10 protein-coding genes and 2 pseudogenes are annotated in these 23,022 nt (G+C 70.9%); 11 read left to right on the plus strand and 1 reads right to left on the minus strand.

All coding sequences use genetic code 11. The features are described 5' to 3' along the window. Positions 1 to 40 precede the first annotated feature (40 nt). The 6 genes and pseudogenes from QTN24_RS24930 (at position 41) to QTN24_RS10280 (ending at position 15,858) form a co-directional block, all read left to right on the plus strand. Positions 41 to 268 carry a phosphopantetheine-binding protein gene (locus QTN24_RS24930; RefSeq protein WP_409559007.1) on the plus strand — a complete coding sequence of 76 codons (228 nt, stop codon included), beginning with the start codon at positions 41 to 43 and terminating at the stop codon, positions 266 to 268. Continuing rightward, positions 269 to 8,098 (plus strand): annotated as a pseudogene (locus QTN24_RS10265) (amino acid adenylation domain-containing protein); the annotation flags it as partial. A gap of 54 nt (positions 8,099 to 8,152) precedes the next feature. Beyond that, positions 8,153 to 12,109, plus strand: a pseudogene (locus tag QTN24_RS24935) (amino acid adenylation domain-containing protein); the annotation flags it as partial. A gap of 90 nt (positions 12,110 to 12,199) precedes the next feature. Next, positions 12,200 to 14,437 (plus strand): TonB-dependent siderophore receptor, encoded by a 2,238-nt coding sequence (locus QTN24_RS10270; RefSeq protein WP_313836816.1) that lies wholly within the window; start codon positions 12,200 to 12,202, stop codon positions 14,435 to 14,437. Positions 14,438 to 14,512: 75 nt separating this feature from the next. Next, positions 14,513 to 15,673 carry a PepSY-associated TM helix domain-containing protein gene (locus tag QTN24_RS10275; RefSeq protein WP_124685209.1) on the plus strand — a complete coding sequence of 387 codons (1,161 nt, stop codon included), beginning with the start codon at positions 14,513 to 14,515 and terminating at the stop codon, positions 15,671 to 15,673. Continuing rightward, the gene (locus tag QTN24_RS10280; RefSeq protein WP_313836819.1) at positions 15,670 to 15,858 is read left to right on the plus strand and encodes a hypothetical protein; all 189 of its coding nucleotides are present in this window, start codon (positions 15,670 to 15,672) and stop codon (positions 15,856 to 15,858) included. Before QTN24_RS10275 ends, QTN24_RS10280 begins: the two co-directional genes overlap by 4 nt. Here QTN24_RS10280 and fhuF read toward each other — a convergent pair. Then, on the minus strand, positions 15,806 to 16,549 hold the full coding sequence (fhuF, locus tag QTN24_RS10285) for a siderophore-iron reductase FhuF (RefSeq protein WP_313836821.1): 744 nt from the start codon (positions 16,547 to 16,549) through the stop codon (positions 15,806 to 15,808). The genes QTN24_RS10280 and fhuF overlap by 53 nt on opposite strands. Positions 16,550 to 16,754: 205 nt before the next feature. Between fhuF and QTN24_RS10290 the strand changes: the two genes are divergently transcribed. The 5 genes from QTN24_RS10290 (at position 16,755) to QTN24_RS10310 (ending at position 22,940) form a co-directional block, all read left to right on the plus strand. Continuing rightward, positions 16,755 to 18,398, plus strand: coding sequence for a cyclic peptide export ABC transporter (locus QTN24_RS10290; protein ID WP_313836831.1), 1,644 nt, complete (start codon positions 16,755 to 16,757; stop codon positions 18,396 to 18,398). Positions 18,399 to 18,420: 22 nt separating this feature from the next. Next, entirely contained in the window at positions 18,421 to 19,410 is a 990-nt protein-coding gene (locus QTN24_RS10295; RefSeq protein WP_313836835.1) for an alpha/beta hydrolase, read from the plus strand. Positions 19,411 to 19,488: 78 nt separating this feature from the next. After that, complete coding sequence (locus QTN24_RS10300) at positions 19,489 to 20,508, plus strand: GNAT family N-acetyltransferase (protein WP_313836837.1); 1,020 nt, start codon at positions 19,489 to 19,491, stop codon at positions 20,506 to 20,508. Between the two features lie 65 nt (positions 20,509 to 20,573). Next, the gene (locus QTN24_RS10305) at positions 20,574 to 21,977 is read left to right on the plus strand and encodes a lysine N(6)-hydroxylase/L-ornithine N(5)-oxygenase family protein (protein ID WP_313836839.1); all 1,404 of its coding nucleotides are present in this window, start codon (positions 20,574 to 20,576) and stop codon (positions 21,975 to 21,977) included. Positions 21,978 to 22,388: 411 nt separating this feature from the next. Beyond that, positions 22,389 to 22,940, plus strand: coding sequence for an RNA polymerase factor sigma-70 (locus tag QTN24_RS10310; RefSeq protein WP_301337491.1), 552 nt, complete (start codon positions 22,389 to 22,391; stop codon positions 22,938 to 22,940). The last annotated feature ends 82 nt before the right edge of the window (positions 22,941 to 23,022 follow it).

The following is a 23,022-nucleotide window of genomic DNA, read 5'->3' on the forward strand; positions in this document are numbered from 1 at the left end:
GCTGGCCGCCATCTGGCAAGACCTGCTGCACGTGCCCGTGGTGCATCGCCATGACAACTTCTTTGCCCTGGGCGGCCACTCGCTGCTGGCCGTCCAGCTTCTCTCCCGCATCCAGGGCGAACTCGGCATCGACGCGCCGCTGGCGCTGCTGTTCGGCGCGGCGACGCTGGTCGAACTGGCCGCCGCGCTGCCGTCGCAGCAACGCCATGCCGACGAAGCCGCCCTGCTGGAGCTTGAAGTGTTTGCCAATTCCCTGGAGTCAGTCTGAATGATCGAAGCCAACACCGCGGCGCGTCTGGCCGCGCGCTTTGCCACGCTGGCGCCGGCCCAGCGCCGCGCCTTCCTCGACAAGATGGCCGAGCAAGGCATCGCATTCGCGCAACTGCCGATTCCCGCGCTGCCGCGCGCCGACGCCGGCGCCGTGCATGACGCGCCGCTGTCGTACGCGCAGCAGCGGCAGTGGTTCCTGCACCGCTTCGAGCCGGACAGCGCCGCGTATCACATCAGCAGCAGCGTCGACCTGCGCGGCACGCTGGACGTGCCCGCGCTGGAAGCCGCCTTTGCCGTGCTGGCCCAGCGCCACGACGCGCTGCGCACCGCCTTTGTGGCCGATGCCGATGGCCAGGTCACGCAGCGGGTGCGCCCGGCGGTGACGATCGCGCTACCGGTCACCGACCTGTCCGCCGACCCGTCCGCCGCCGATGCCCGCGCCGCCGCCATTGCCGAGGCACCGTTCGACCTCGGCCACGCGCCGCTGCTGCGCGTGCACCTGCTGAAGCTGGGCACGCAGGCCCACCGGCTGGTGCTGGTGATGCATCACATCGTCTCCGATGGCTGGTCGATGCAGTTGCTGATCGACGAACTGGCCGCCGCATACCGCGCACAACGCGCCGGCCAGGCGCTGGCGCTGCCGGCCCAGCCCATCGGCTACGCCGACTACGCGGCCTGGCAACGCAACTGGCTCGAAGCCGGCGAACGCGAGCGCCAACTGGCGTGGTGGTGCGACACGCTGGCCGGCGCACCCGACGTACTGGCGCTGCCGACCGACCGCCCACGCCCGGCCGCCGCCGCGTACGTGGCCGACCGGTGCGAGATCGACCTGCCCGACACGCTGGCCGCCCGGCTGCGCACGCGCGCACAGGCTCAGGGCGGCACGCTGTTCATGGCGCTGCTGGCCGGCTTCCACGCGCTGCTGCACCGCTATACGGGCAGCGGCGACATCTGCGTCGGCGTGCCGGTGGCCGGCCGCAACCGTATCGAGACCGAGCGCGTGGTGGGCCTGTTCGTCAACACGCAGATCGTGCGCGGCCGCATCGACGGGCGCCAGCCGCTGTCCGCGCTGCTGGACGGCATCCGGCAGGCCGTGCTGGGCGCGCAGGCGCACCAGGACCTGCCATTCGAGCAACTGGTGGATGCGCTGCAACCGGCGCGCAGCATGAGCTACCACCCGCTGTTCCAGGTCGTGCACAACCATCGGCGGGGCGACCGCGCCGCGCGGGTGTCGCTGCCCGACCTCGAACTCGAAAGCGCGCCCGTGGGCGAGCGCAGCACGGCGCTGGAACTGACGCTCGACACGCGCGAAGACTCGGCCGGCCGCATTCACGCGTCGTTCCTCTACGCGCGTGAACTGTTCGACGCGGCCACCGTGCAGCGGCTGGCACGCCACTACCTGCGGCTGCTGGGGCAACTGGCCGACGACCCGTCCGTGGCGCTCGGCGCCGTGGACCTGCTCGACAGCAGCGAACGCGACGCACTGCTGCAGATCGGCCACGGCATCGCGCCGGACGACGACTGCCTGCCCGTCCACGCCCATATCGCCCGCCATGCCGCCGCGCAGCCTGACGCCATCGCCGTGATCTGCGGCGAGCAATCGCTGCGCTATGGCGATCTGCTGGCCCGTGCGGACCGGCTGGCGGCCACGCTGCGTGCGCGCGGCATCAGCGCCGAGGATCGCGTCGGCATCGCGCTGTCCCGCTCGCCCGACATCATCGTCGCCCTGCTGGCCGTGATGCGCGCCGGGGCGGCATACGTACCGTTCGACCCGAGCTATCCGAAGGACCGGCTGGCGTACCTGTTCGACGACAGCGCAATCCGGCTGCTGGTGACCGAGCCGGCGCTGCTCGACGTGCTGCCAGCCCCCGCCGCGCTGCCTGTGCTGACGCTGGACATGGTCAGTGCCGATGTGGCGCCGCTGGGCGAGGTCGCCGTCCATCCGGACCAGCTGGCCTACGTGATCTACACGTCGGGCTCGACGGGCCGGCCCAAGGGCGTGTGCGTGTCGCACGGGCCGCTGGCGATGCATGTGGCGGCGACCATCGAGCTTTACGAGATGAGCCCGGCGTCTCGGGAACTGCACTTCCTGTCGTTCGCCTTCGATGGCGCCCACGAGCGCTGGCTCTGCGCGCTGGCCTGCGGCGGCTCGCTGGTGCTGCGCGATGACACGCTCTGGACGCCGGAGCAGACCGCCGAGGCCATGGCCCAACACGGCGTGACCAACGCCGGTTTTCCGCCGGCCTACCTGCGCCAACTCGCCGAGCATTGCGAGCAACGCGGCGAGCATCCGCCGGTGGCGCTCTACTCGTTCGGCGGCGAGGCGATGCCGCGCGGCGCCTTCGCGCAGGCGCGCCGGGCGCTGGGTGCCCGGACCTACATCAACGGCTACGGCCCCACCGAGACCGTGGTCACGCCGATGGTGTGGAAGGTCCGCGCCGACGCGGCCGACTTCACCGGTACGTATGCGCCGATTGGCCGCCCCGTGGGCGACCGCCGCTGCTACCTGCTCGATGCCGAACTGAATCTCGTGCCGCCCGGCGTGGCCGGGGAGTTGTATATCGGCGGCGAGGGCCTGGCGCGCGGCTACCTGAACCGCGCGGCCATGACGGCCGAGCGCTTCGTACCGGACCCGTTTGCCGAGGATGGCGCGCGGCTCTATCGCACCGGTGACCTCGCCCGCTGGCTGCCGGACGGTCAGCTTGAATACCTGGGCCGGATCGACCAACAGCTCAAGATCCGGGGCTTCCGGATCGAACCGGGCGAGATCGAGGCGCGGATCGTCGGGCAGGCTGGCGTTGCCCATGCGGCGGTGCTGGCGGTGGACGGGCCATCCGGTGCGCGGCTGGCGGCCTATGTCGTCGCCGCCGACGGTGCGCGCATCGACGTCGAAGCAATCCGCGCCGCGCTGGCTGCCGAACTGCCCGACTACATGGTGCCGGCCGCGTTCGTCGTACTCGACGCGCTGCCGATGACGCCGAACGGCAAGCTCGACCGCCGCGCGCTGCCCGCGCCGACGTTCGACAGCGCCCAGGCGTTCGTCGCGCCCGAGGGCGATGCCGAGACCGCGCTGGCCGCCATCTGGGCGGCCGTGCTGGGCGTGCCGCGCGTGGGCCGGGCCGACAACTTTTTCGAACTGGGCGGCGATTCGATCCTGAGCTTGCAGATTGTCGCGCGTGCCCGCGCGGCGGGCTGGCTGCTGACGCCACGCCAGTTGTTCGAGCGCCAGACGCTGGCCGAACTGGCCGCCGTGGCGGTGCCGGTGGGCGCCGACGTTGTCGACGACCATGCCGCGCCGCGTGGCGCCGTGCCGCTGCTGCCGATCCAGGCCGACTTCTTCGCCCAGCCGATGCCGCGCCGCGACCACTGGAACCAGTCAGTGCTGCTGGACTGCCGCGACGGCCTGGATACCGACGCGCTGCGCCGGGCCCTCGACGACATCGTCACCCACCACGACGCGCTGCGGCTGCGCTTCACCCCTGATGGCAGCGGCTGGCAGCAGGTCTATGCCGACGCGGAGCCGTGCGCCGATCTGCTGTGGGTGCGCCATGCCGATGACGAATCCGGGCGGCTGGCGCACTGCGAGGCGGCCCAGCGCAGCCTCGATATCGCCAACGGTCCGCTGCTGCGGGCCGTGGCGCTGGAAACCGGCGGCGCGTGGCAACTGCTGCTGGTGATCCACCACGTCGTTGTCGATGGCGTGTCGTGGCGCGTGCTCGTGGAAGACCTGCTGGCGGCCTATCGCCAGCGCCTGCAAGGCGACACACCCGCGCTGCCGCCACGCACCGCGTCGTACCAGCGCTGGGCGCTGGCGCTGCGCGACCACGCCGCGCGCCGGGCCGACGAGTTGCCGCACTGGCAGGCGCTGGCTGGCATCGACGCCACGCTGCCGACCGTCAATGCCGACGCGCCGTGCACGATGGCAGCGCGCGCGCACGTCCATCTGACCCTGCCGGCCGACCTGACGCAGGCGCTGCTGCAACGCGCGCCGGCCGCCTACCGCACGCGCGTCAACGACCTGCTGCTGACCGCGCTGGCTCGTGCGCTGTCGGGCTGGACGCAACGCGCGCAGGTGCTGATCGATCTGGAAAGCCATGGCCGCGCGGCCGGCGTCGATGACGCCATCGACCTGAGCCGTACGGTCGGCTGGTTCACGACCGTGTTCCCGGTGGCGCTGGATGCCAGCGGCGACGTGGGCCACGCCATCCGCGCCGTCAAGGAGCAACTGCGCGCCGTGCCGGGCGAAGGTATCGGCTATGGCCTGCTGCGCCGCTTTGGCACGCCCGCGCAGCAGCAGGCCCTGGCCGCCGTGCCGCGGCCGGAGGTCGTCTTCAACTACCTGGGCCAGGTCGATGCCACGCTGGCGGGCGACGCCCCGTGGCAGCGCGCGGCCGGTGCCACCGGCGCCAACCAGGACGCCGCCACGCCGCTGTCGCATCCGCTGGCCGTCAGCGGGCAGGTGCAGGATGGCCAACTGCGGCTGTCGCTGGCCTATGCGCGTGGCCGCTACGCCGCCTCCGCCATCGACGCGCTGGCTGCCAGCCTGCGCGCGGCGCTGGAGGACGTGGTCAACCACTGCACGTCGGGCGCCGTCGGGCTGACGCCGTCCGACTTCCCGCTGGCGCGGCTGTCGCAGGCCGAGCTGGACGCGCTGGCGCTGGACCCGGCCGCCACGGCAGACCTGTACCCGCTGTCGCCGATGCAGGCCGGCATGCTGTTCCACAGCGTGTTCGGCGAGCACGGCAGCGCCTATACCAACCAGTTGCGCGTGGACGTGACCGGTGTCGATCCGGCGCGCTTCACGGCCGCGTGGCAGGCCGCGCTGGCGCGCCATGACAGCCTGCGCTGCGGCTTTCTCCATCGCGCCGGCCAGCCGCTGCAGTGGGTGGCCCGCGACGCGGCGCTGCCGGTACGGATCGAAGACTGGACCGGGCGCGACGCGGCCGAGATCGACGCCTTTGCCGCCAGCGAGCGCGCCATGGGCTTCGACCTTGCCCGGCCGCCGCTGATGCGCGTGGCGCTGCTGCGCACCGGGCCGGACCAGCACCATCTGGTCTGGACCGTCCACCACCTGCTGCTGGATGGCTGGAGCACGGCCCAGCTACTCGGCGAGGTGCTGCGCCACTACGCCGGCGAGGCGCTGCCCGCTACGGCGGGCCGCTTTGGCGACTACATCGGCTGGCTCCAGTCGCGCGATGCCGACGCGAGCCGGGCGTTCTGGCAACAACAGCTTGCGCCGCTGGACGCCCCGACCCGGCTGCTGGCCGCGCTGCCGGCGCCGGAAAACGGCCAGGGCCAGGGCGAGCACCATCACCAGCTCGATGCCGACGAAACCGCCGCACTGGCCAGCTTTGCCCGCGCGCAGAAGGTGACGCTGAACACGCTGGTGCAGGCCGCGTGGCTGCTGGTGCTGCAACGCTGCACGAACCAGCCGTGCGTGGCGTTTGGCGCCACGGTGGCCGGGCGCCCGGCCGACCTGCCGGCCGCGCAGCAGATGCTCGGGCTGTTCATCAACACGCTGCCCGTGGTGGCCGCGCCGCAAGCCGCCATGACCGTGGGCGACTGGCTGCGCGAGGTGCAGGCGCGCAACCTTGCCATCCGCGAGCACGAGCACACGCCGCTCTACGATATCCAGCGCTGGGCCGGCCACGGCGGGCAGGCGCTGTTCGACTCGATCGTCGTGTTCGAGAACTACCCCGTGGATGCCGCGCTGCGCCGCACGCCGGGCGGGCTGGCGTTCTCGGGTGTGCGCAACCTTGCCGAGACCAACTACCCGCTGACGCTGCTGTTCGCGCAGAACCAGGCCGATCCGCTGCACCTGACCTGCCGCTTCGACCGCGCGCTGCTGGCCGAGGACCATGCGCGGCAACTGGCCGCCAGCCTGTTCGCGGTGCTGCGCCAGATGGCCGCCGACGCCGCGCGCCCGCTGGCGGGCATCGGCCTGCTGGCGCCGGCCGAAGCGCGTGCCGCGCTGGCGCAAGGCGCCGTGGCCGAGCCGTATCCGCCCAGCCAGCCCGTGCATCGCCTGTTCGAAGCCCACGCCGCCGCCCAACCCGACGCCATCGCGCTGTGCCTGGGCGACCAGTCGCTGACCTACGGCGCGCTGAACCGCCGCGCCAACGCACTGGCGCACCGGCTGATCGCGCGCGGCGTGGGGCCGGACGTGCCCGTGGGCGTGCTGGCCGAGCGCTCGTTCGAGATGGTGGTGGCGCTGCTGGCCATCCTGAAGGCCGGCGGCGCCTACGTGCCGTTCGATCCCGACTACCCGGCCGACCGCCTGCGCTACATGATCGAGGACAGCGGCGTGGCGCTGGTGCTGGCGCAACGGCCAGACGCGATGCCGCCGCTATCGCACGCGATCACGCCGCTGGACCTGCGCGCAAGGGCCGGGCACGACGATGGCGACGCGGGCAATCCCGCGCCGGCGCTGTCGCCCGAGCATCTGGCCTACATCATCTACACGTCGGGGTCGACCGGTCGGCCCAAGGGTGCCGCAAACCGCCACGGCGCGCTGTTCAACCGGCTCTGGTGGATGCAGCGGCAATACCGGCTCGATGGCGCCGACACCGTGCTGCAGAAGACGCCGTTCAGCTTTGACGTGTCGGTCTGGGAGTTCTTCTGGCCGCTGATGACCGGCGCGCGGCTGGCGCTGGCCGCGCCGGGCGATCATCGCGATCCGCAGCGCATTGCCGCGCTGATCGCGCAGCATCGGGTCACGACGCTGCACTTCGTGCCGTCGATGCTGCAGGCGTTCGTCGCCGATGCGGCCGTGGCGGACGCCTGCGGCACGCTGCGTCATATCGTCTGCAGCGGCGAGGCGTTGCCCGCCGACCTGGCGCGCCGCACGCTGGCGCTGCTGCCGCACGCGGGGCTGCACAACCTGTACGGCCCCACCGAGGCGGCCATCGACGTCACGCACTGGACCTGCCGCACCGACCCCGGCCACGTGGTGCCGATCGGGCACCCGATTGCCAACGTCAGCGCCCACGTGCTGGACGCGGCGCTGCAACCGGTGCCCGATGGCGTGGCCGGCGAACTCTATCTTGGCGGCGCCGGGCTGGCGCGCGGCTATCTGGGCCGCGCGGCGCTGACGGCCGAGCGCTTCGTGGCCGATCCGCACGGCTCGCACGGCGAGCGGCTCTATCGCACCGGCGACCTCGCGCGGCGGCTGGCCGGCGGGCAGATCGAGTATCTGGGCCGCCTGGACCATCAGGTGAAGATTCGCGGGCTGCGCATCGAACTGGGCGAGATCGAGGCGCGGCTGCTGGCGCACGACAGCGTGCGCGAGGCCGTGGTGATCGCGCAGACGCAGGACGGCCCGGCGCGGCTGGTGGCCTACGTGGTGCCGGTCGCCGGTGCCACGGCGCAGGCCGACACGCTGCGCCAGTGGCTGGCGCAGGCGCTGCCGGACTACATGGTGCCGGGCGCGGTGGTCGTGCTGGACCGCATGCCGGTAACGCCGAATGGCAAGCTGGACCGCCGCGCGCTGCCGTCGCCCGACTTTACGGGCACGGCCGCCTACGAGGCGCCACAGGCCGGGATCGAGGAAACGCTGGCCGGGGTCTGGCGCGACGTGCTGAAGGTGGCGCGCGTGGGCCGGGCCGACAACTTCTTCGAACTGGGCGGCGATTCGATCCTGAGCCTGCAGATCGTGGCCCGCATGCGGGCGCTGGGCTGGCACCTGACGCCGAAGCACCTGTTCGAGGGCCAGACGCTGGCCGTGGTGGCCGCGGCCGCGACCGTGATGGCCGAGTCAGCGGCAGCCGCCCCGCAGGCGCCCCGGCGCCGCGACGCGCTGCGCAGCGGCGATTTTCCGCTGGCGCGGCTGTCGCAGCCGCAACTGGACAGCCTGGGCCTGGACGCCGCGCGCGTGCAGGACATCTATCCGCTGTCGCCGATGCAGGCCGGCATGCTGTACCACAGCGTGGCGCGGGCCGATGCCGGCCATGCCTACATCAACCAGTTGCGCGTTGACATCGACGGGCTGGACCCGGCCCGTTTTGCGCGGGCGTGGCAGGACACGCTGGCCTGCCACGACACGCTGCGCACGGGCTTTGTCCCGCGCGGCGAGCAGCCGCTGCAATGGGTGGCGCACGACGTGGCACTGCCGATTGCCGAGCATGACTGGTCGGGCCGCGACGACCACGCGGCCGCGCTGGACGCCCTGGCGGCCGACGAACTGGCACGGGGCTTCGACCTCGAACAGCCGCCGCTGATGCGGCTGGCGCTGGTGCGCACCGGTGCCGCCCGCCATCATCTGGTGTGGACGGTCCACCACCTGCTGGTCGACGGCTGGAGCACGTCGCAACTGCTGGGCGAAGTGCTGCAGCGCTATGCCGGCGAGCCGGTGAACGCGCCGGCGGGCCGCTTTGCCGACTACATCGGCTGGCTCCAGATGCGCGATGCCGATGCGGCACGGACGTTCTGGGCCGGTGCGCTGGACGGTTTCGACACGCCGACGCGGCTGGCGGAGACCGTGCAGGCGCCCGGGTCGGGCCAGGGCTACGGCCTGTTGCAGCAGGCGTGCAGCCAGGCGATGACCGACCGGCTGGCCGCCTTTGCCCGCGCGCACAAGGTGACGCTGAACACCGTGGTGCAGGCCGCGTGGCTGCTGCTGTTGCAGCGCTACACGGGCCAGCGGCGCGTGGCGTTCGGTGCCACCGTGGCGGGCCGTCCGGCCGACGTGCCGGGCGCGCAGCAGATGCTGGGGCTGTTCATCAACACGCTGCCGGTCATCGCCACGCCGCGCGCCGAGCAGGATATCGGCGAGTGGCTGCGGCAGCTGCAGGCGTTCAACGTGGCGGCGCGCGAGCACGGCCACACGCCGCTGTCCGATATCCAGCGCTGGGGCGGCCAGGCCGGGCAGCGTCTGTTCGACAGCATCCTGGTGTTCGAGAACTTCCCGCTGGAAGACGCGCTGGCGTCGGCCACGCGCAGCGGGCTGCGGCTGGAGACCCAGGGCAGCACGGGCCTGACCGAGTACGAGATGGACGTCGAGGTGAGCCTGCGGCAGACGCTGCGGCTGAGCTTCACGTACATGCGGCGTGCGTTCGACGCGGCGCAGGTGGAACGGCTGGGCGCACAGATGATGGCGCTGCTGGCCGGCATCGACACGGCCGGCACGGTGGGCCGCTGGAGCCTGCTGACGCCGGACGCGCTGGCGGCACTGCTGCAGATCGGCCACGGCATCGCGCCGGCCGATGACTGCCTGCCCGTCCACGCCCATATCGCCCGCCATGCCGCCGCGCAGCCTGACGCCATCGCCGTGATCTGCGGCGAGCAGTCGCTGCGCTATGGCGATCTGCTGGCCCGTGCGGGCCGGCTGGCGGCCACGCTGCGTGCGCGCGGCATCAGCGCAGAGGATCGCGTCGGCATCGCGCTGTCCCGCTCGCCCGACATCATCGTGGCGCTGCTGGCCGTGATGCGGGCCGGGGCGGCCTATGTGCCTTTTGATCCCAGCTATCCGAAGGACCGGCTGGCGTACCTGTTCGACGACAGCGCAATCCGGCTGCTGGTGACCGAGCCGGCGCTGCTCGACGTGTTGCCGGCCCCCGCCGCGCTGCCCGTGCTGACGCTCGACATGGTCAGTGCCGATGTGGCGCCGCTGGGCGAGGTCGCCGTCCATCCGGACCAGCTGGCCTACGTGATCTACACGTCGGGCTCGACGGGCCGGCCCAAGGGCGTGTGCGTGTCGCACGGGCCGCTGGCGATGCATGTGGCGGCGACCATCGACCTCTACGAGATGACGCCCGCCTCGCGCGAGCTGCACTTCCTGTCGTTCGCGTTCGATGGCGCCCACGAGCGCTGGCTTTGCGCGCTGGCTTGCGGCGGCTCGCTGGTGCTGCGCGATGACACGCTCTGGACGCCCGAGCAGACCGCCGAGGCCATGGCCCGCCACGGCGTGACCAACGCCGGTTTTCCGCCGGCCTACCTGCGCCAGTTGGCCGAGCATTGCGAGCAACGCGGCGAGCATCCGCCGGTGGCGCTCTACTCGTTCGGCGGCGAAGCGATGCCGCGCGGTGCCTTTGCGCAGGCGCGCCGGGCGCTGGGTGCCCAGACCTACATCAACGGCTACGGCCCGACCGAGACCGTGGTCACGCCGATGGTGTGGAAGGTCCGGGCCGACGCGGCCGACTTCACCGGTACGTATGCGCCGATTGGCCGCCCCGTGGGCGACCGCCGCTGCTACCTGCTCGATGCCGAACTGAACCTCGTGCCGCCCGGCGTGGCCGGGGAGTTGTATATCGGCGGCGAGGGCCTGGCGCGCGGCTACCTGAACCGCGCGGCGATGACGGCCGAGCGCTTCGTACCGGACCCGTTTGCCGACGACGGCGCACGTCTCTATCGCACTGGCGACCTCGCCCGCTGGCTGCCCGACGGGCAGCTTGAATACCTGGGCCGGATCGACCAGCAGCTCAAGATCCGGGGCTTCCGGATCGAGCCGGGCGAGATCGAGGCGCGGATTGCCGCGCAGGCTGGCGTTGCCCATGCGGCGGTGCTGGCGGTGGACGGGCCATCCGGTGCGCGGCTCGCGGGCTATGTCGTCGCCGCCGACGGGGTGCGCATCGACGTCGACGCAATCCGCGCCGCGCTGGCTGCCGAACTGCCCGACTACATGGTGCCGGCCGCGTTTGTGGTGCTCGACGCGCTGCCGATGACGCCGAACGGCAAGCTGGACCGCCGCGCGCTGCCCGCGCCCGAGGCCGTGACGACCGACCAGTTCGTTGCGCCGCGCACCGAGGCCCAGCGCTGGCTGGCGCAGGTCTGGCAAGACGTGCTGGGCGTGGCGCGCGTGGGGCTGGACGACAACTTCTTCACGCTGGGCGGCGATTCGCTGCTGAGCCTGAAGGTGATTTCGCGGGTGCGGGCCAACAAGACGCTTGGCATCGACCTGAAGCTGCGCGACCTGATGCGTACGCCGACCATCGGCCAGTTGCTGCCCGACGGGCAGGCCGAGGCACCGTCCGCGCCGACGGCGCTGCGCGTGCTGGTGCAGGGGCCGGCCGCCGGCGCGCTGCCGCCGGTGGCGGTGGTCCACGCGGCGCTCGGCACGCTGTTCGACTACGACGCCATCGCCGCCGCGCTGGGGCGCCACTGCACCGTCTACGGCTTCCAGTCGCGCGCGGTGGGCGATCCGGCGTGGCGCGACACGTCGCTGGCCGCGCTGGCGGCCGACTACGTGCGCGAATGGCGCGCCGCGCAGCCACAGGGGCCGTATCGCCTGCTCGGCTGGTCGGTCGGCGCCACGCTGGCTACCTGGATGGCCCGCGAGCTCGAACAGCAGGGGCAGGCAGTGGAATGGCTGGGCCTGGTGGACCCGTTCGTGCCCGAGGCCGCGCCAGCGGACGATACCCAGGCACCGGGCTGGCCCGCCGCGTTGCAGGCGTTCGCCGCGCGCCTGCTGCCCGGCAGCGCGCCGCTGGCGATCTCCACGCCGGTGGCCGCCGCGCCCGATGTGGCTGGCGTGGCCGCACTGCTGGTGCCACTGGTGGCGTCGACGCAGGGGGTGCCCGGCGCCGACGAACTGGCCCAGATGTTCGTCGCCGCGCATCGGCTTGGCGGGCTGGTATCGGCGGAGGCGGCCGTACCTGTCGTACAGGCGCCACGGTTTGTGTGGTGGCGCACGGGTCGTGACGATGCCATCGCACGGCTGGCGCAACGGGCTGGCGAGCCGGCCGGCCAGGCCGTGCTGGACGGCGTGGACCACCACGCCATCGTCCGGGATCCCCGGCTGCTGGCCGATCTTGCCCGCTGGCTCGATGCCCCCGCGCCGGCGCCTGGCACGACAGGGTCCGCCGCCGACGTAGCAGACCGCCGTGCCGCAACCCTCCCGACGTAGGTATTCCGCAATCGCCTCGCAATAGAAATGCGAATGATTTGTATTTAGAATGTGCGCGCCATCAGAAAAACTGCAGAAATCAGGAGAAATATGAAAAGGGGTAGAAGCGGTGGGTCGAGCCAGACCCAGGGGAGCCGTCAACCGTTCGCGCTGACCGCGCTGGCATTGGCCGTATCGATGCAGGCCGCGTACGCGCAGACCAGCGCACCGGCCACGGGTAGCGAGACCACGCTGCCCACGGTCAGCGTACGCGCCGACACCGTGGCCGAAAACTACGGGCCGGCGGGCAAGAAGTCGACCTCGGGCACCAAGTCCGACGTGCCGATCGAGGACACGCCGCAGTCGATCAGCGTGATCACGGCGGACCAGATCCGCAGCCAGGGCTCGACCACGGTCGAGGAATCGCTGCGCTACAGCGCCGGCGTGCGCACGCAGCCGATCGTCGACACGCGGCGCGGCACGTTCTACATCCGCGGCTTCAACGCCGCGCAGAACGGCCAGTACCTGGACGGCCTGAAGCTGCCGTGGTCCGGCGGCTATGCCTACTGGGACATCGACCCGTACAGCCTGGAGCGCGTGGATATCGTGCGCGGGCCGTCGTCGGTGCTGTACGGCCAGACGTCGCCGGGCGGGCTGGTGAACCAGGTCAGCAAGCGTCCGCAGGCCGAGTCGTCCAACGAGATCAACCTGAGCTTCGGCAACTACAACCGCAAGGAAGTCTCGGGCGACTTCACCGGCGCGCTGGACCAGGACGGCAAGGTGCTCTACCGCGTGACCGCGCTGGCGCGCGACAGCGGCACCCAGACCGACCACGCCGACGACAACCGCTTCTTCATCGCGCCGCAGATCACGTGGCGCCCGACCGCCGATACGAACTTCACGTTCTACACGCAGGTCCTGCACGACGACGCCGGCAACAGCGCCAACTTCCTGCCCGCGCTGGGCACCATCACGCCGCTGGCCAACGGGTCGAAGATCCCGACCAGCCTGTTCACCGGCGAGCCCGGCTTTGACCGCTTCAAGCGCGAGCAGTACGTGGCGGGCTACGAGTTCTCGCACCGCGTCAACGACACGCTGACGCTGCGCCAGAACCTGCGCTACGCGCACCAGTACGCCAGCTACGAGAACATCGGCAGCAACAGCGGCCTGGTGGCGAACCCGCCCAACGGCCCGTACCTGCTGCGCCGCCTGGGCCTGCGTTCGAGCGAATCGTTCGACGTGTTCACGGTGGACAACCAGGCCCAGGTCAAGGTCAAGCACGGCATCTTCGATCACACGATCCTGGCCGGCGTGGATTATTCATGGTCGCACTTCGACCGGCTGCTGGGCCAGACCGCCGTGACGCCGGCCTCCGGCATCCCCACCGCCACCACCGAGCCGCCGCTGAACATCTTCAACCCGCAGTACGGCAACTTCGTGCGCACGGCCTACCAGACCGACAGCGACGTGCGCCGCAGCCAGATCGGCTTCTACCTGCAGGACATGCTGCGCGTGGCGGACCGCTTTGTCTTCCAGGCCGCCGGCCGCTACGACAAGGCCCGTGTCGATACCGATACCAAGACGCTGGCAACGGGTGCGGTGGCCAACACCGGCACCAACGACGGCAAGTTCACCGGCCGCGCCGGCGTGCTGTGGGAAGGCCCGTACGGGCTGTCGCCGTACTTCTCGTACTCCACGTCGTTCGAGCCCACCGGCGCCACCACGCTGTTCGGCGGCGGCACGCCCAAGCCCACCACCGGCAAGCAATACGAGGCCGGCCTGAAGTTCCAGCCCGCCGGCAGCCGCAGCTTTGCGCAGCTGTCGCTGTTCAACCTGACGCAGGAAAACGTGCTGACCACGTCGCCGGTGTCGGGCCAGTTCTCGCAGATTGGCGAAGTACGCTCGCGCGGCGTGGAGCTGGAAGGCACCTGGGCTGTCACGCCGAACCTGAACGTGCTGGCGTCGTACACGTACACCGACGCGGAAGTCACCGCGGCCGGCCCGAGCGCGCCGAACGCGGGCAAGACGCCGCAGTACATTCCGAAGCACATGGCGTCGCTGTGGGCCGACTACCGCCTGGGCAGCAACTTCGGCTTCCTGCAGGGCGTGTGGTTGGGCGGCGGCGTGCGCTACGTAAGCAAGACCTACGACCAGACCAACGTGACCGAGGTGCCGGCGTTCACGCTGTTCGACCTGGCCGCCAGCTACTCGTTTGCCAAGCACTACACGTTGCGCCTGAACATCAACAACCTGTTCGACAAGACGTACGTGGCGGCCTGCGACAGCGCGACCAACTGCTACTACGGCCGCCGCCGCACCATCATCGGCACGGCCAGCTACCGCTGGTAAGCTGCGCGTCACCGGCCTGAACGGCCCCGCCTCCGGTACCTGCCGGCGGCGGGGCCGCGCCGCTCAGGAGCCCACATGAAAGCCCCCACCCTGCGCATCTGGTATGCCATCCACCGCTGGACCAGCCTGCTCTGCACGCTGAACCTGCTGGTGCTGTGCGTGACCGGGCTGCTGCTGATCTTCCACGAGGACATCGACGCCCTGCTGGGCCAGGAGCACCACGGCCTGGTGGCCGCCGAGCGCACCGTGGCCGTGCCGGCGCAGCGTCCGCCGCTGCAGTCGCTGGTCGATGCCGCACAGGCCGCGCATCCCGGCCAGGTGGCCAAGTCGATATCGTTTGCCGACGACGATGCCGATGCCGTGGGCGTGCGCGTGGGCCCGCCCGGAGAGCCGAAGCTGCGCAACGGCACGACCACGCAGTTCGACGCGGCCACGGGCGCCACGCGCAAGCCGGGCCCGCCGGGCGAGACGTTCAGCGGCTTCATCCTGAAGCTCCACCTGAACCTGTTCCTGGGGCTGCCCGGGCAGTTCTTCATCGGCTTCATCGGCGTGCTGTTCGTGCTGAGCCTGATCAGCGGGCTGGTGGTCTACGGGCCATTCATGCGCAAGCTGGCGTTCGGGCTGGTGCGGTTCGGCAAGCCGGTGCGGATCGTGCAGGCCGACCTGCACAACCTGTTCGGCATCGTCGTGATGGTCTGGGCGCTGGTGGTGGGGCTGACGGGCACGTTCCTGTCGTTCTCGCCGCTGATCATCGGCGTGTGGCAGAAGACCGAGCTCCAGCACCTGATCGCCACGCTGCCCGGCCCCACGCCGGCCACGTTCGTGCCGGTGGACCGCGCGCTGGAGCAGGCGCACCGCGAGGTGCCGGGCAAGGACCCGGCCTTCGTGTTCTATCCCAATACCGAATTCTCGACCGGCCGCCACTATGGCGTGGTGCTGCGCGGCCATACCGAGCTGCAGAAGCGCGTCTATGCCATCGTGCTGGTCGACGCCGGGGACGGCAGCGTGGCCGCCGTGCGCGGCATGCCGTGGTACCTGCAGGTGCTGCTGCTGTCGGCGCCGTTCCACTTTGGCGACTATGCGGGCCGGCCGTTGCAGATCCTGTGGGCGCTGCTGACCGTCATCACGGCCGGCGCGACGGTCACCGGCTTCATCTTCTGGCTCAAGCGGCCGCGCCGCAGCCGCGAGGACGCGCGCGCGCCGCTGCCACCGCAGTTGTCGGGAGACCAGGCATGAAGCTGATGGACGATACGTGGCCGATGCCGGGGCTGCTGGGCGCGCTGTCGCTGGCAGGGCTGGCCGCCGGCATCTTTGGCGATGGCGCGTGGGACGCGCTGTGCTGGGTCGGGCTTGGCGTGCCCGTGGCCGTCACGGCGTGGTGGCTGTGGCGCCAATGGCGCGCGCGGGACGCGCAGCACTGACCGCCACGCGCGGACACGTGCCGCAGTGGCCTTCCGCCGGCAGCCGGTAGCTGAGGCAGCAGATGCGCCGCACCGGCGCCACGCCCGGCACACCGGGCTCCGCGCCGGGGCGGAACGCGCCATGCAACGGATTGGCGAGGCCGTCGGCGGACACCGCGTGGCCGATCCACGCCAGCACTTCTTCCCTTGCCCCGGCGGACAGCGCCGGATGGACCGCCACCTGGCGCGCGATGCCGGTTGCGGCGACGCCCCCGGTGCACCAGAGCAATCGCTCGGGCACCCTGGCAGCCGCGGCCAGCGCCGCGACGACCTTCGGCATTTCCACATGGACCAGCGGTGACAGCAAGGCCGGCAACGGGGTACCGGCTGGCGCCTGCTCGCCATCGTCGGGCAGGTTCAGGCGGCCGAGATACCCGTTTGCCGCGAGCTGCAGCGACGCCCGGTCGAACGGCAGGCACCGCCGATACACGGCCGCCGCCACCAGCGCGCCCGGCAGCACAGCCTTCGTGTAGTCGCGGAACCACGCAGCCGCCAGCGGGCGGCGATCGGCGCAGCCCAGCGCCTGCGCGACGCGTGCCAGCGCCTCGGTGACCCACGGCTGCGGCACGGCGTCAGCCGGCGCCGCCAGGCACAGGCGGTCCGCGAAGGGGCGCAGCGGGCCGGGGAAGTAAGGGGCCAGGAAGGGAAGCATGGGTTGGGCTTGAGGGTGGCGGTGCTGGAGGCGCTGGCCTTTACTCCCGGCCCCTCCCCCCGCGTGCGGGAGAGCGGAGGAAACATGGCGCACCGCTTTCCACAGCAGACGGATAGCCCGCCGCGAAATTTACCCCTGCCTGGGCCCTAACTTTCGGCCGTCGCCACCCGTCTTCCAGACAGTGTCGATCCGATCCCCTTCCCGCATGTCGCTCATTGCTTCGTTGCCGCGCAAACTGCGGCTGACCATCGTCCTGGCCGCCGGGGCCAGTCTTGCCGCGGGCCTTTGCGCCGTCAGCATGGTCGCGCTGATCAACCGTGTGCTGGCCACCCAGGGCGCCGACGCGCCGCGGCTGGCGCTGCCGTTCGCGGCGCTGGCCATTGCGGTGCTGGCCTGCCGCACGCTGGCGTCCACGCTGTTCGTGCGCGTGAGCCAGAGTGCGCTGGCGCGCATCCGGGCGCAGATCTGCGAGCGTTTTATCGGCGCGCCCTACCCCCACATCGAGCAGACCGGCAACGCGCGCGTGCAGGCCGCGCTGGCCGACGACAGCCAGCACGTGGCCAATGGCCTGTCGGTGATTCCCGTGGTGCTGACCAACGCGATGGTGGTGCTGGGCTGCCTGGGCTACCTGGCGTGGCTGTCGCTGCCGACGTTCGGCATCGCCTGCGCGATCCTGGGCATCGGCTCGTGGGTCTATCACCTGAACCACCGCCGCGCGCTGGTGCACCTGAAGCAGGCCGGCACCGCGCAGGATGCGCTGCACGGCCAGTTCAAGGCGCTGGTGGCCGGCGCCCGCGAACTGAAGCTGAACCACGACAAGCAGCGCAGCTTCCTGCGCGACAGCCTGGGGACCACGCTCGAAGCGGTGCGCAGCGCGCGCACGCGCGGCCTGTCGATCTTCTTCGTCGCGCTGGGCTTTGGCAGCTTCCTGTTCTTCGCGGTGATCGGCGGCGTGCTGTTCGCGCCGCGCGCCACGCCGCTGGACCCCGCCGTGATGACCGGGTTCACGATCATGTTCCTGTACATCATGTCGCCGCTGGAATCGCTGCTCAACGCGCTGCCGGCGCTGAGCATGGGCCGCGTGGCCTACGCGCGTATCGAGGCGCTGGGCGCCGATGCCGAGCCGGAGGCGCCACCGCGCGCGCCGGCCGCCGCGCCGTTTGCGTCGGTGGCGCTGGACGGCGCCAGCCATCGCTACTTCCACGAGGCCGAGAACAGCTTCTTTGCGCTGGGGCCGGTCGATTTGACGCTTCACGCCGGCGAGATCGTGTTCCTGGTGGGCGGCAACGGCAGCGGCAAGACCACGCTGGCCAAGCTGATTGCGGGGCTGTATCCGCCGCTGTCGGGCCACCTGCTGCACAACGGCCGGCCCGCCGATGCCGCGCATCTGGCCGACTATCGCGCGCTGTTCTCGGCCGTGTTCTCGGACTTCCACCTGTTCGACACGCTGCTGGCCCACGACCCGCAGGACGAGGCGCTGGCCAACCGGCTGATCGCGCGCTTCCAGCTTGGCCACAAGGTCAGCGTGCGCGATGGCCGCTTCAGCACGCAGGCGCTGTCGCAGGGCCAGCGCAAGCGGCTGGCGCTGATCGTGGCCTGCCTGGAACGCCGCCCGGTGCTGATCCTGGACGAATGGGCCGCCGACCAGGACCCGCTGTTCAAGGACATTTTCTATCGCGAGGTGCTGCCGGAACTGCGCGCGCAGGGCAAGGCCGTGCTCGTGATCTCGCACGACGACCGCTACTTCGACCTGGCCGACCGCATGATCAAGATCGAGAACGGCCAGATCGTGGCCGATTCCGCCGCGCCGACGCACAGCCAGCCGCTGCCCGTGGCGTCCGCCGCCTGACGCATTCCCAGCCCCGTATCCCATGCCCCTGCATCCCGATCTCGAAGCCCTGCTCGACATGGTGGAAATGGCCACCGCCACGGGCAAGCGCCCGGTCATCCATGAACTGACGCCGGCGCAGGCGCGGCGCGAATTCGACGCGGCGTCGACAGCGCTGGATCTGCCGCCCGCCCCGCTGCCCCGCGTCGAGCCGTTGTCGATTCCCACGCGCGACGGCCAGCGCATCGACGCCCGGCTTTACGCCCCTCGCGCGCATGGCGATGGCGATCCGCTGCCCGTGCTGCTGCACTTTCACAGCGGCGGCTTCACGGTGGGCAGCCTGGACTCCCATGCAGCGCTATGCAGTGCGCTGGCCGCGCGCACGCCGTGCGCCGTGGTGTCGGTAGCGTACCGGCTGGCGCCCGAGCACAAGTTTCCGACGGCCGTGCATGACGCCATCGACGCGCTGGCGTGGCTGGGCGCGCAGGCGCCGGCGCTGGGGCTCGATCCGGCACGCGTCGCCGTGGGGGGCGACAGTGCCGGCGGCACACTGAGCGCCGTGCTGGCACTGGCCGCGCGCGACGATCCGGCGCTGCCCCGGCCTTGCCTGCAGGTGCTGTGCTACGCGGGGCTGGGCGGCACCACGGACACGGCTTCGCACCGGCAATACGGCCAGGGCCACCTGCTCGATACCGACACGATCGAGTGGTTCTACAGCCAGTACCTGCGCGACGCGCGCGACCGCGAGGACTGGCGCTTTGCGCCGCTGCGCGCGGCCGATCACGCTGGCGTGGCGCCCGCGTGGATCGTGCTGGCCGAGTGCGACCCGCTGTGCGACGAGGGCCAAGCCTACGGCCGCAAGCTGGCCGCAGCCGGCGTGCCGATGACCGTGCGCGAGTACCCGGGCATGGTCCACGAGTTCCTGCGCATGGGGAACATCGTGGCCGAGGCCGGGCAGGCGCTCGACGACATCGCCGGGGCGCTGGCCCGGCATTTCACGGCGACGGTGCAGCAGACGGCCGACGCGCTGTAAATCGCGCGCCACGTCCATCGTCTCAACAGGCATGCCGATCCACGCAGCGATGCCCGCTCATTCCGCAGGACAGTAACGATGCCGACTCCGATTCCCGCCTTCACCCACCTATCCTTTGCCGCCCAGCCGGCGCTGCGCTGCACGAGCCGCCATGACGGCCAGTGCCTCACGGTGACGCAGGACGAGCGCCAGCTCGCGCGCTTTGCGCTGGACACCAACGCGCTGCAACTGCTCGAAGGCGACGCCGACGCGCTGGTGCCGGCGGCGATGGCCGCGCTCGATGCCGCCTTTGCCCATGGCGCCGCACGCACGCTGCGGCTGCGCATCGAATCGCGCGACGCCGAGCGGCAGCTTGCCAGCCTGGGCGTGTTCGACAACGGCAGCGCGCACGCCAGCCAGCTCTGGCAGCGGCCGGAGCTGTACCTGGCGCCGTCCGCCGGCCCGTATCCGCTGCGCTACGCGATCACGGACGGCAAGCGCCACCCGCAGCGCCCGCCCAAGCCGTCCGGCGTGGTCTACGCGCGGTACATCCCCTGGCTGGGCCAGACGCTGACGCTGCGCGCCGCCGAACTGGCGCGCGACCTGCCGCTGCTGCATCGCTGGATGAACGACCCCGACGTGGCGTACTTCTGGAACGAGGAAGGCGACGAGGCCAAGCATCGCGCCTATCTGCAGGGGCTGATCGACGACCGCCACATGCTGCCGCTGATTGCCGCGTTCGACGACACGCCGTTCGGCTACTTCGAGGTCTACTGGGCCAAGGAAAACCGCATCGCGCCGTTCTACGACGCGCAGGATCACGACCGCGGCTGGCACGTGCTGATCGGCGAGCCGGCGTTCCGCGGCAAGCAGTTCCTGACCGCGTGGTTCCCGGCCATCCAGCACTACCAGTTCCTGGACGATCCGCGCACGCAGCGCATCGTCGGCGAGCCGCGCGCCGACCACGTGCGCCAGATTGCCAACCTGGACAAGGCAGGCTTCTCGAAGATCAAGGAGTTCGACTTCCCGCACAAGCGCGCGATGCTGGTGATGCTGCTGCGCGAGCGGTTCTTCGGCGAGCACCTGCTGCTGCCGGCGCCGGACGCCCCGCGCCCCTGATTCCCCTGCCAGCCCGCGGGAGCCGTCCCGCCCTTCCCGACTTGTTTCAGCCAAGGACCGAACCCATGACGCTTCGCGACCTCTCACCCGCCGTCCATGACGTGATTGGCATCGGCTTCGGGCCGTCCAACCTGGCGCTCGCCATCGCGCTGCAGGAGCAGGCCGATGCCGGCCGCCCGCTGGACGCCCACTTCCTGGAAAAGCAGCAGCAGTACCACTGGCACGGCAACACGCTGGTATCGCAGAGCGAGATGCAGATCTCGTTCCTGAAAGACCTGGTGTCGATGCGCAACCCCACCAGCCCGTACAGCTTTGTCAACTACCTGCACCGGCACGGCCGGCTGGTGGATTTCATCAACCTGCGCACGTTCTATCCGAGCCGGATGGAATACAACGACTACCTGCGCTGGGCCGCCAGCCACTTTGCCGACCAGTGCAGCCTGGGCGAGGACGTGCAGCGCGTGGAGCCCGATGGTCAGCGCGGCGCCGATGGGCGCATCGACCGCGTGCGGGTGGTGTCCGTCGACGGCCAGGGCCGCGAGCGCGTGCGGGTGGCGCGGTCGGTGGTGCTGTCCACGGGCGGCACGCCGCGCATTCCGGCAGCGTTTGCCGGGCTGCGCGGGCATGCCCGCATCACCCATCACAGCGGCTACCTGAACTGGGTGCGCCAGCAGCCGTGCGCGGCCGGCGAGCCGATGCGGATTGCCGTGGTCGGCGCGGGCCAGAGCGCCGCCGAGGCGTTCATCGACCTGCACGACAACTATCCGTCGGCCAAGGTGGACTGGCTGGTGCGCGGCGCGGCGCTGAAACCGGCCGACGACAGCCCGTTCGTCAACGAGATCTTTGCGCCGGCCTACACCGACGTGGTCTACGAACAGACGCAGGCCGGCCGCGACCGGCTGATCGACGAATACCTGAACACGAACTACTCGGTGATCGATGCCGACCTGATCGAGCGCATCTACGCGATGCTGTACCGCCAGAAGGTGAGCGGCCAGTTCCGCGTGAACCTGCTGACCTGCAAGGCGGCGCTGGCCGCCCACGCGGGTGCGCATGGCGTGGAGCTGACGATCGGGTCGACGGCGCCGACGGCGATGTCCGGTGCGGACGGCGGGTCCGGGCGCGCTTCCGGCGGGGCATCCGATACCGAGACGCGCCGCTATGACGCCGTGGTGCTGGCCACCGGCTACGAGCGCGAGAGCCACCGGCGGCTGCTGGCGCCGCTGGCGGACCACCTGGGCGACTTTTCGGTCGACCGCAACTATCGCGTGCAGGCGTCGGCGGAACTGGCCGTGCCGGTCTATCTGCAAGGCTTCTGCCAGAGCAGCCATGGCCTGAGCGACACGCTGCTGTCCGTGCTGCCGGTGCGCGCCGAGGAAATCGCCAGCGCGATCCACGACGCGCTGCACGCCGGCCGTGGCTGGACGCCTCAGTCGGCGGCCGCCGCAAGCCAGGCCGCCGCGGCCTGAGCGCCAGCCTTCCACTCGCCCGCTTTCCGGGTCCGCATCGGCACATGGCCGGGCGGACCCGCCCGCCTCGCCTGCCGCCCGTCCATCGCGGCGATCCCCTTCCGTCGACAAGGCTTTTTGCCGGAGTTGCCCCGGCGCCACAGCGGTCTGGCGCTGTCCGCGACCAGCCCGGTGTATCCCTAATCGAATGGTGACGAGCGGCGCGGTCGGAAATTTAATCGAGCCGCTCCCGCATGGCCGTTTCCCTAGACGAACCAGCCATCGCGCAATTTAATGGCTTCCACATGCTGGAATCGTGACAGTTTCGGCGCCTGAAGTAACAACAGGGTTACAGTTTAGTTAATTGACTATCATTCTCATTATTATTAACGTACCTGCTCCTGACTGCATCAGCCCCTAGGAGCCGCCCCCGTGATTCCCGCAACCGAAGTTGAGAAACGCCCCGCCGCGCCCGTGGGCGCAGACACGCTATTAGGGTTGTTCATGGAAAACCGGCGCGCGCTGGTGGGTGCCGCCGCCCGCATCGTCGGCTCGCGCGACGTGGCCGAAGACGTGGTGCAGGACGCCTTCCTGCGGCTGCGCGACATGACCGACGACGGCGCCATCCGCTGCCGGCTCAGCTACCTGTTCCAGGTGGTGCGCAACCTGGCCATCGACACCTATCGGCGCCAGTCGCTGGAGCAGCGATGGATGGCCGACGAGGACGAGGGCATCAACGCGCCGTCGCCCACCACCGCGCCGGACCTGATCATGATCGGCCGGCAGGCGCTGTGCGCGCTGGCCGGGGCGCTGGCGGAGCTGCCCGAGCGCACCCAGCGGGCGTTCGAGATGTGCCGCGTGCAGGGGATGGCGCAGAAGGACATCGCGTCGCAGCTGGGCGTGTCGCCCACGCTGGTGAACTTCATGGTGCGCGACGCCTGCATCCATTGCCGCGCCCGGCTGACGCGCCAGCAGGCCATCTGAGCGCGCCCGGCGGCGCCGCGTAGAATGCCGGGCCTTGCCTGCGCACGCGGGCCGTACCGGAGCTTTCCATGCAAGACACCGA

The sequence above is a fragment of the Cupriavidus sp. SZY C1 genome (assembly GCF_032190535.1).
Classification (GTDB): domain Bacteria; phylum Pseudomonadota; class Gammaproteobacteria; order Burkholderiales; family Burkholderiaceae; genus Cupriavidus; species Cupriavidus pauculus_C.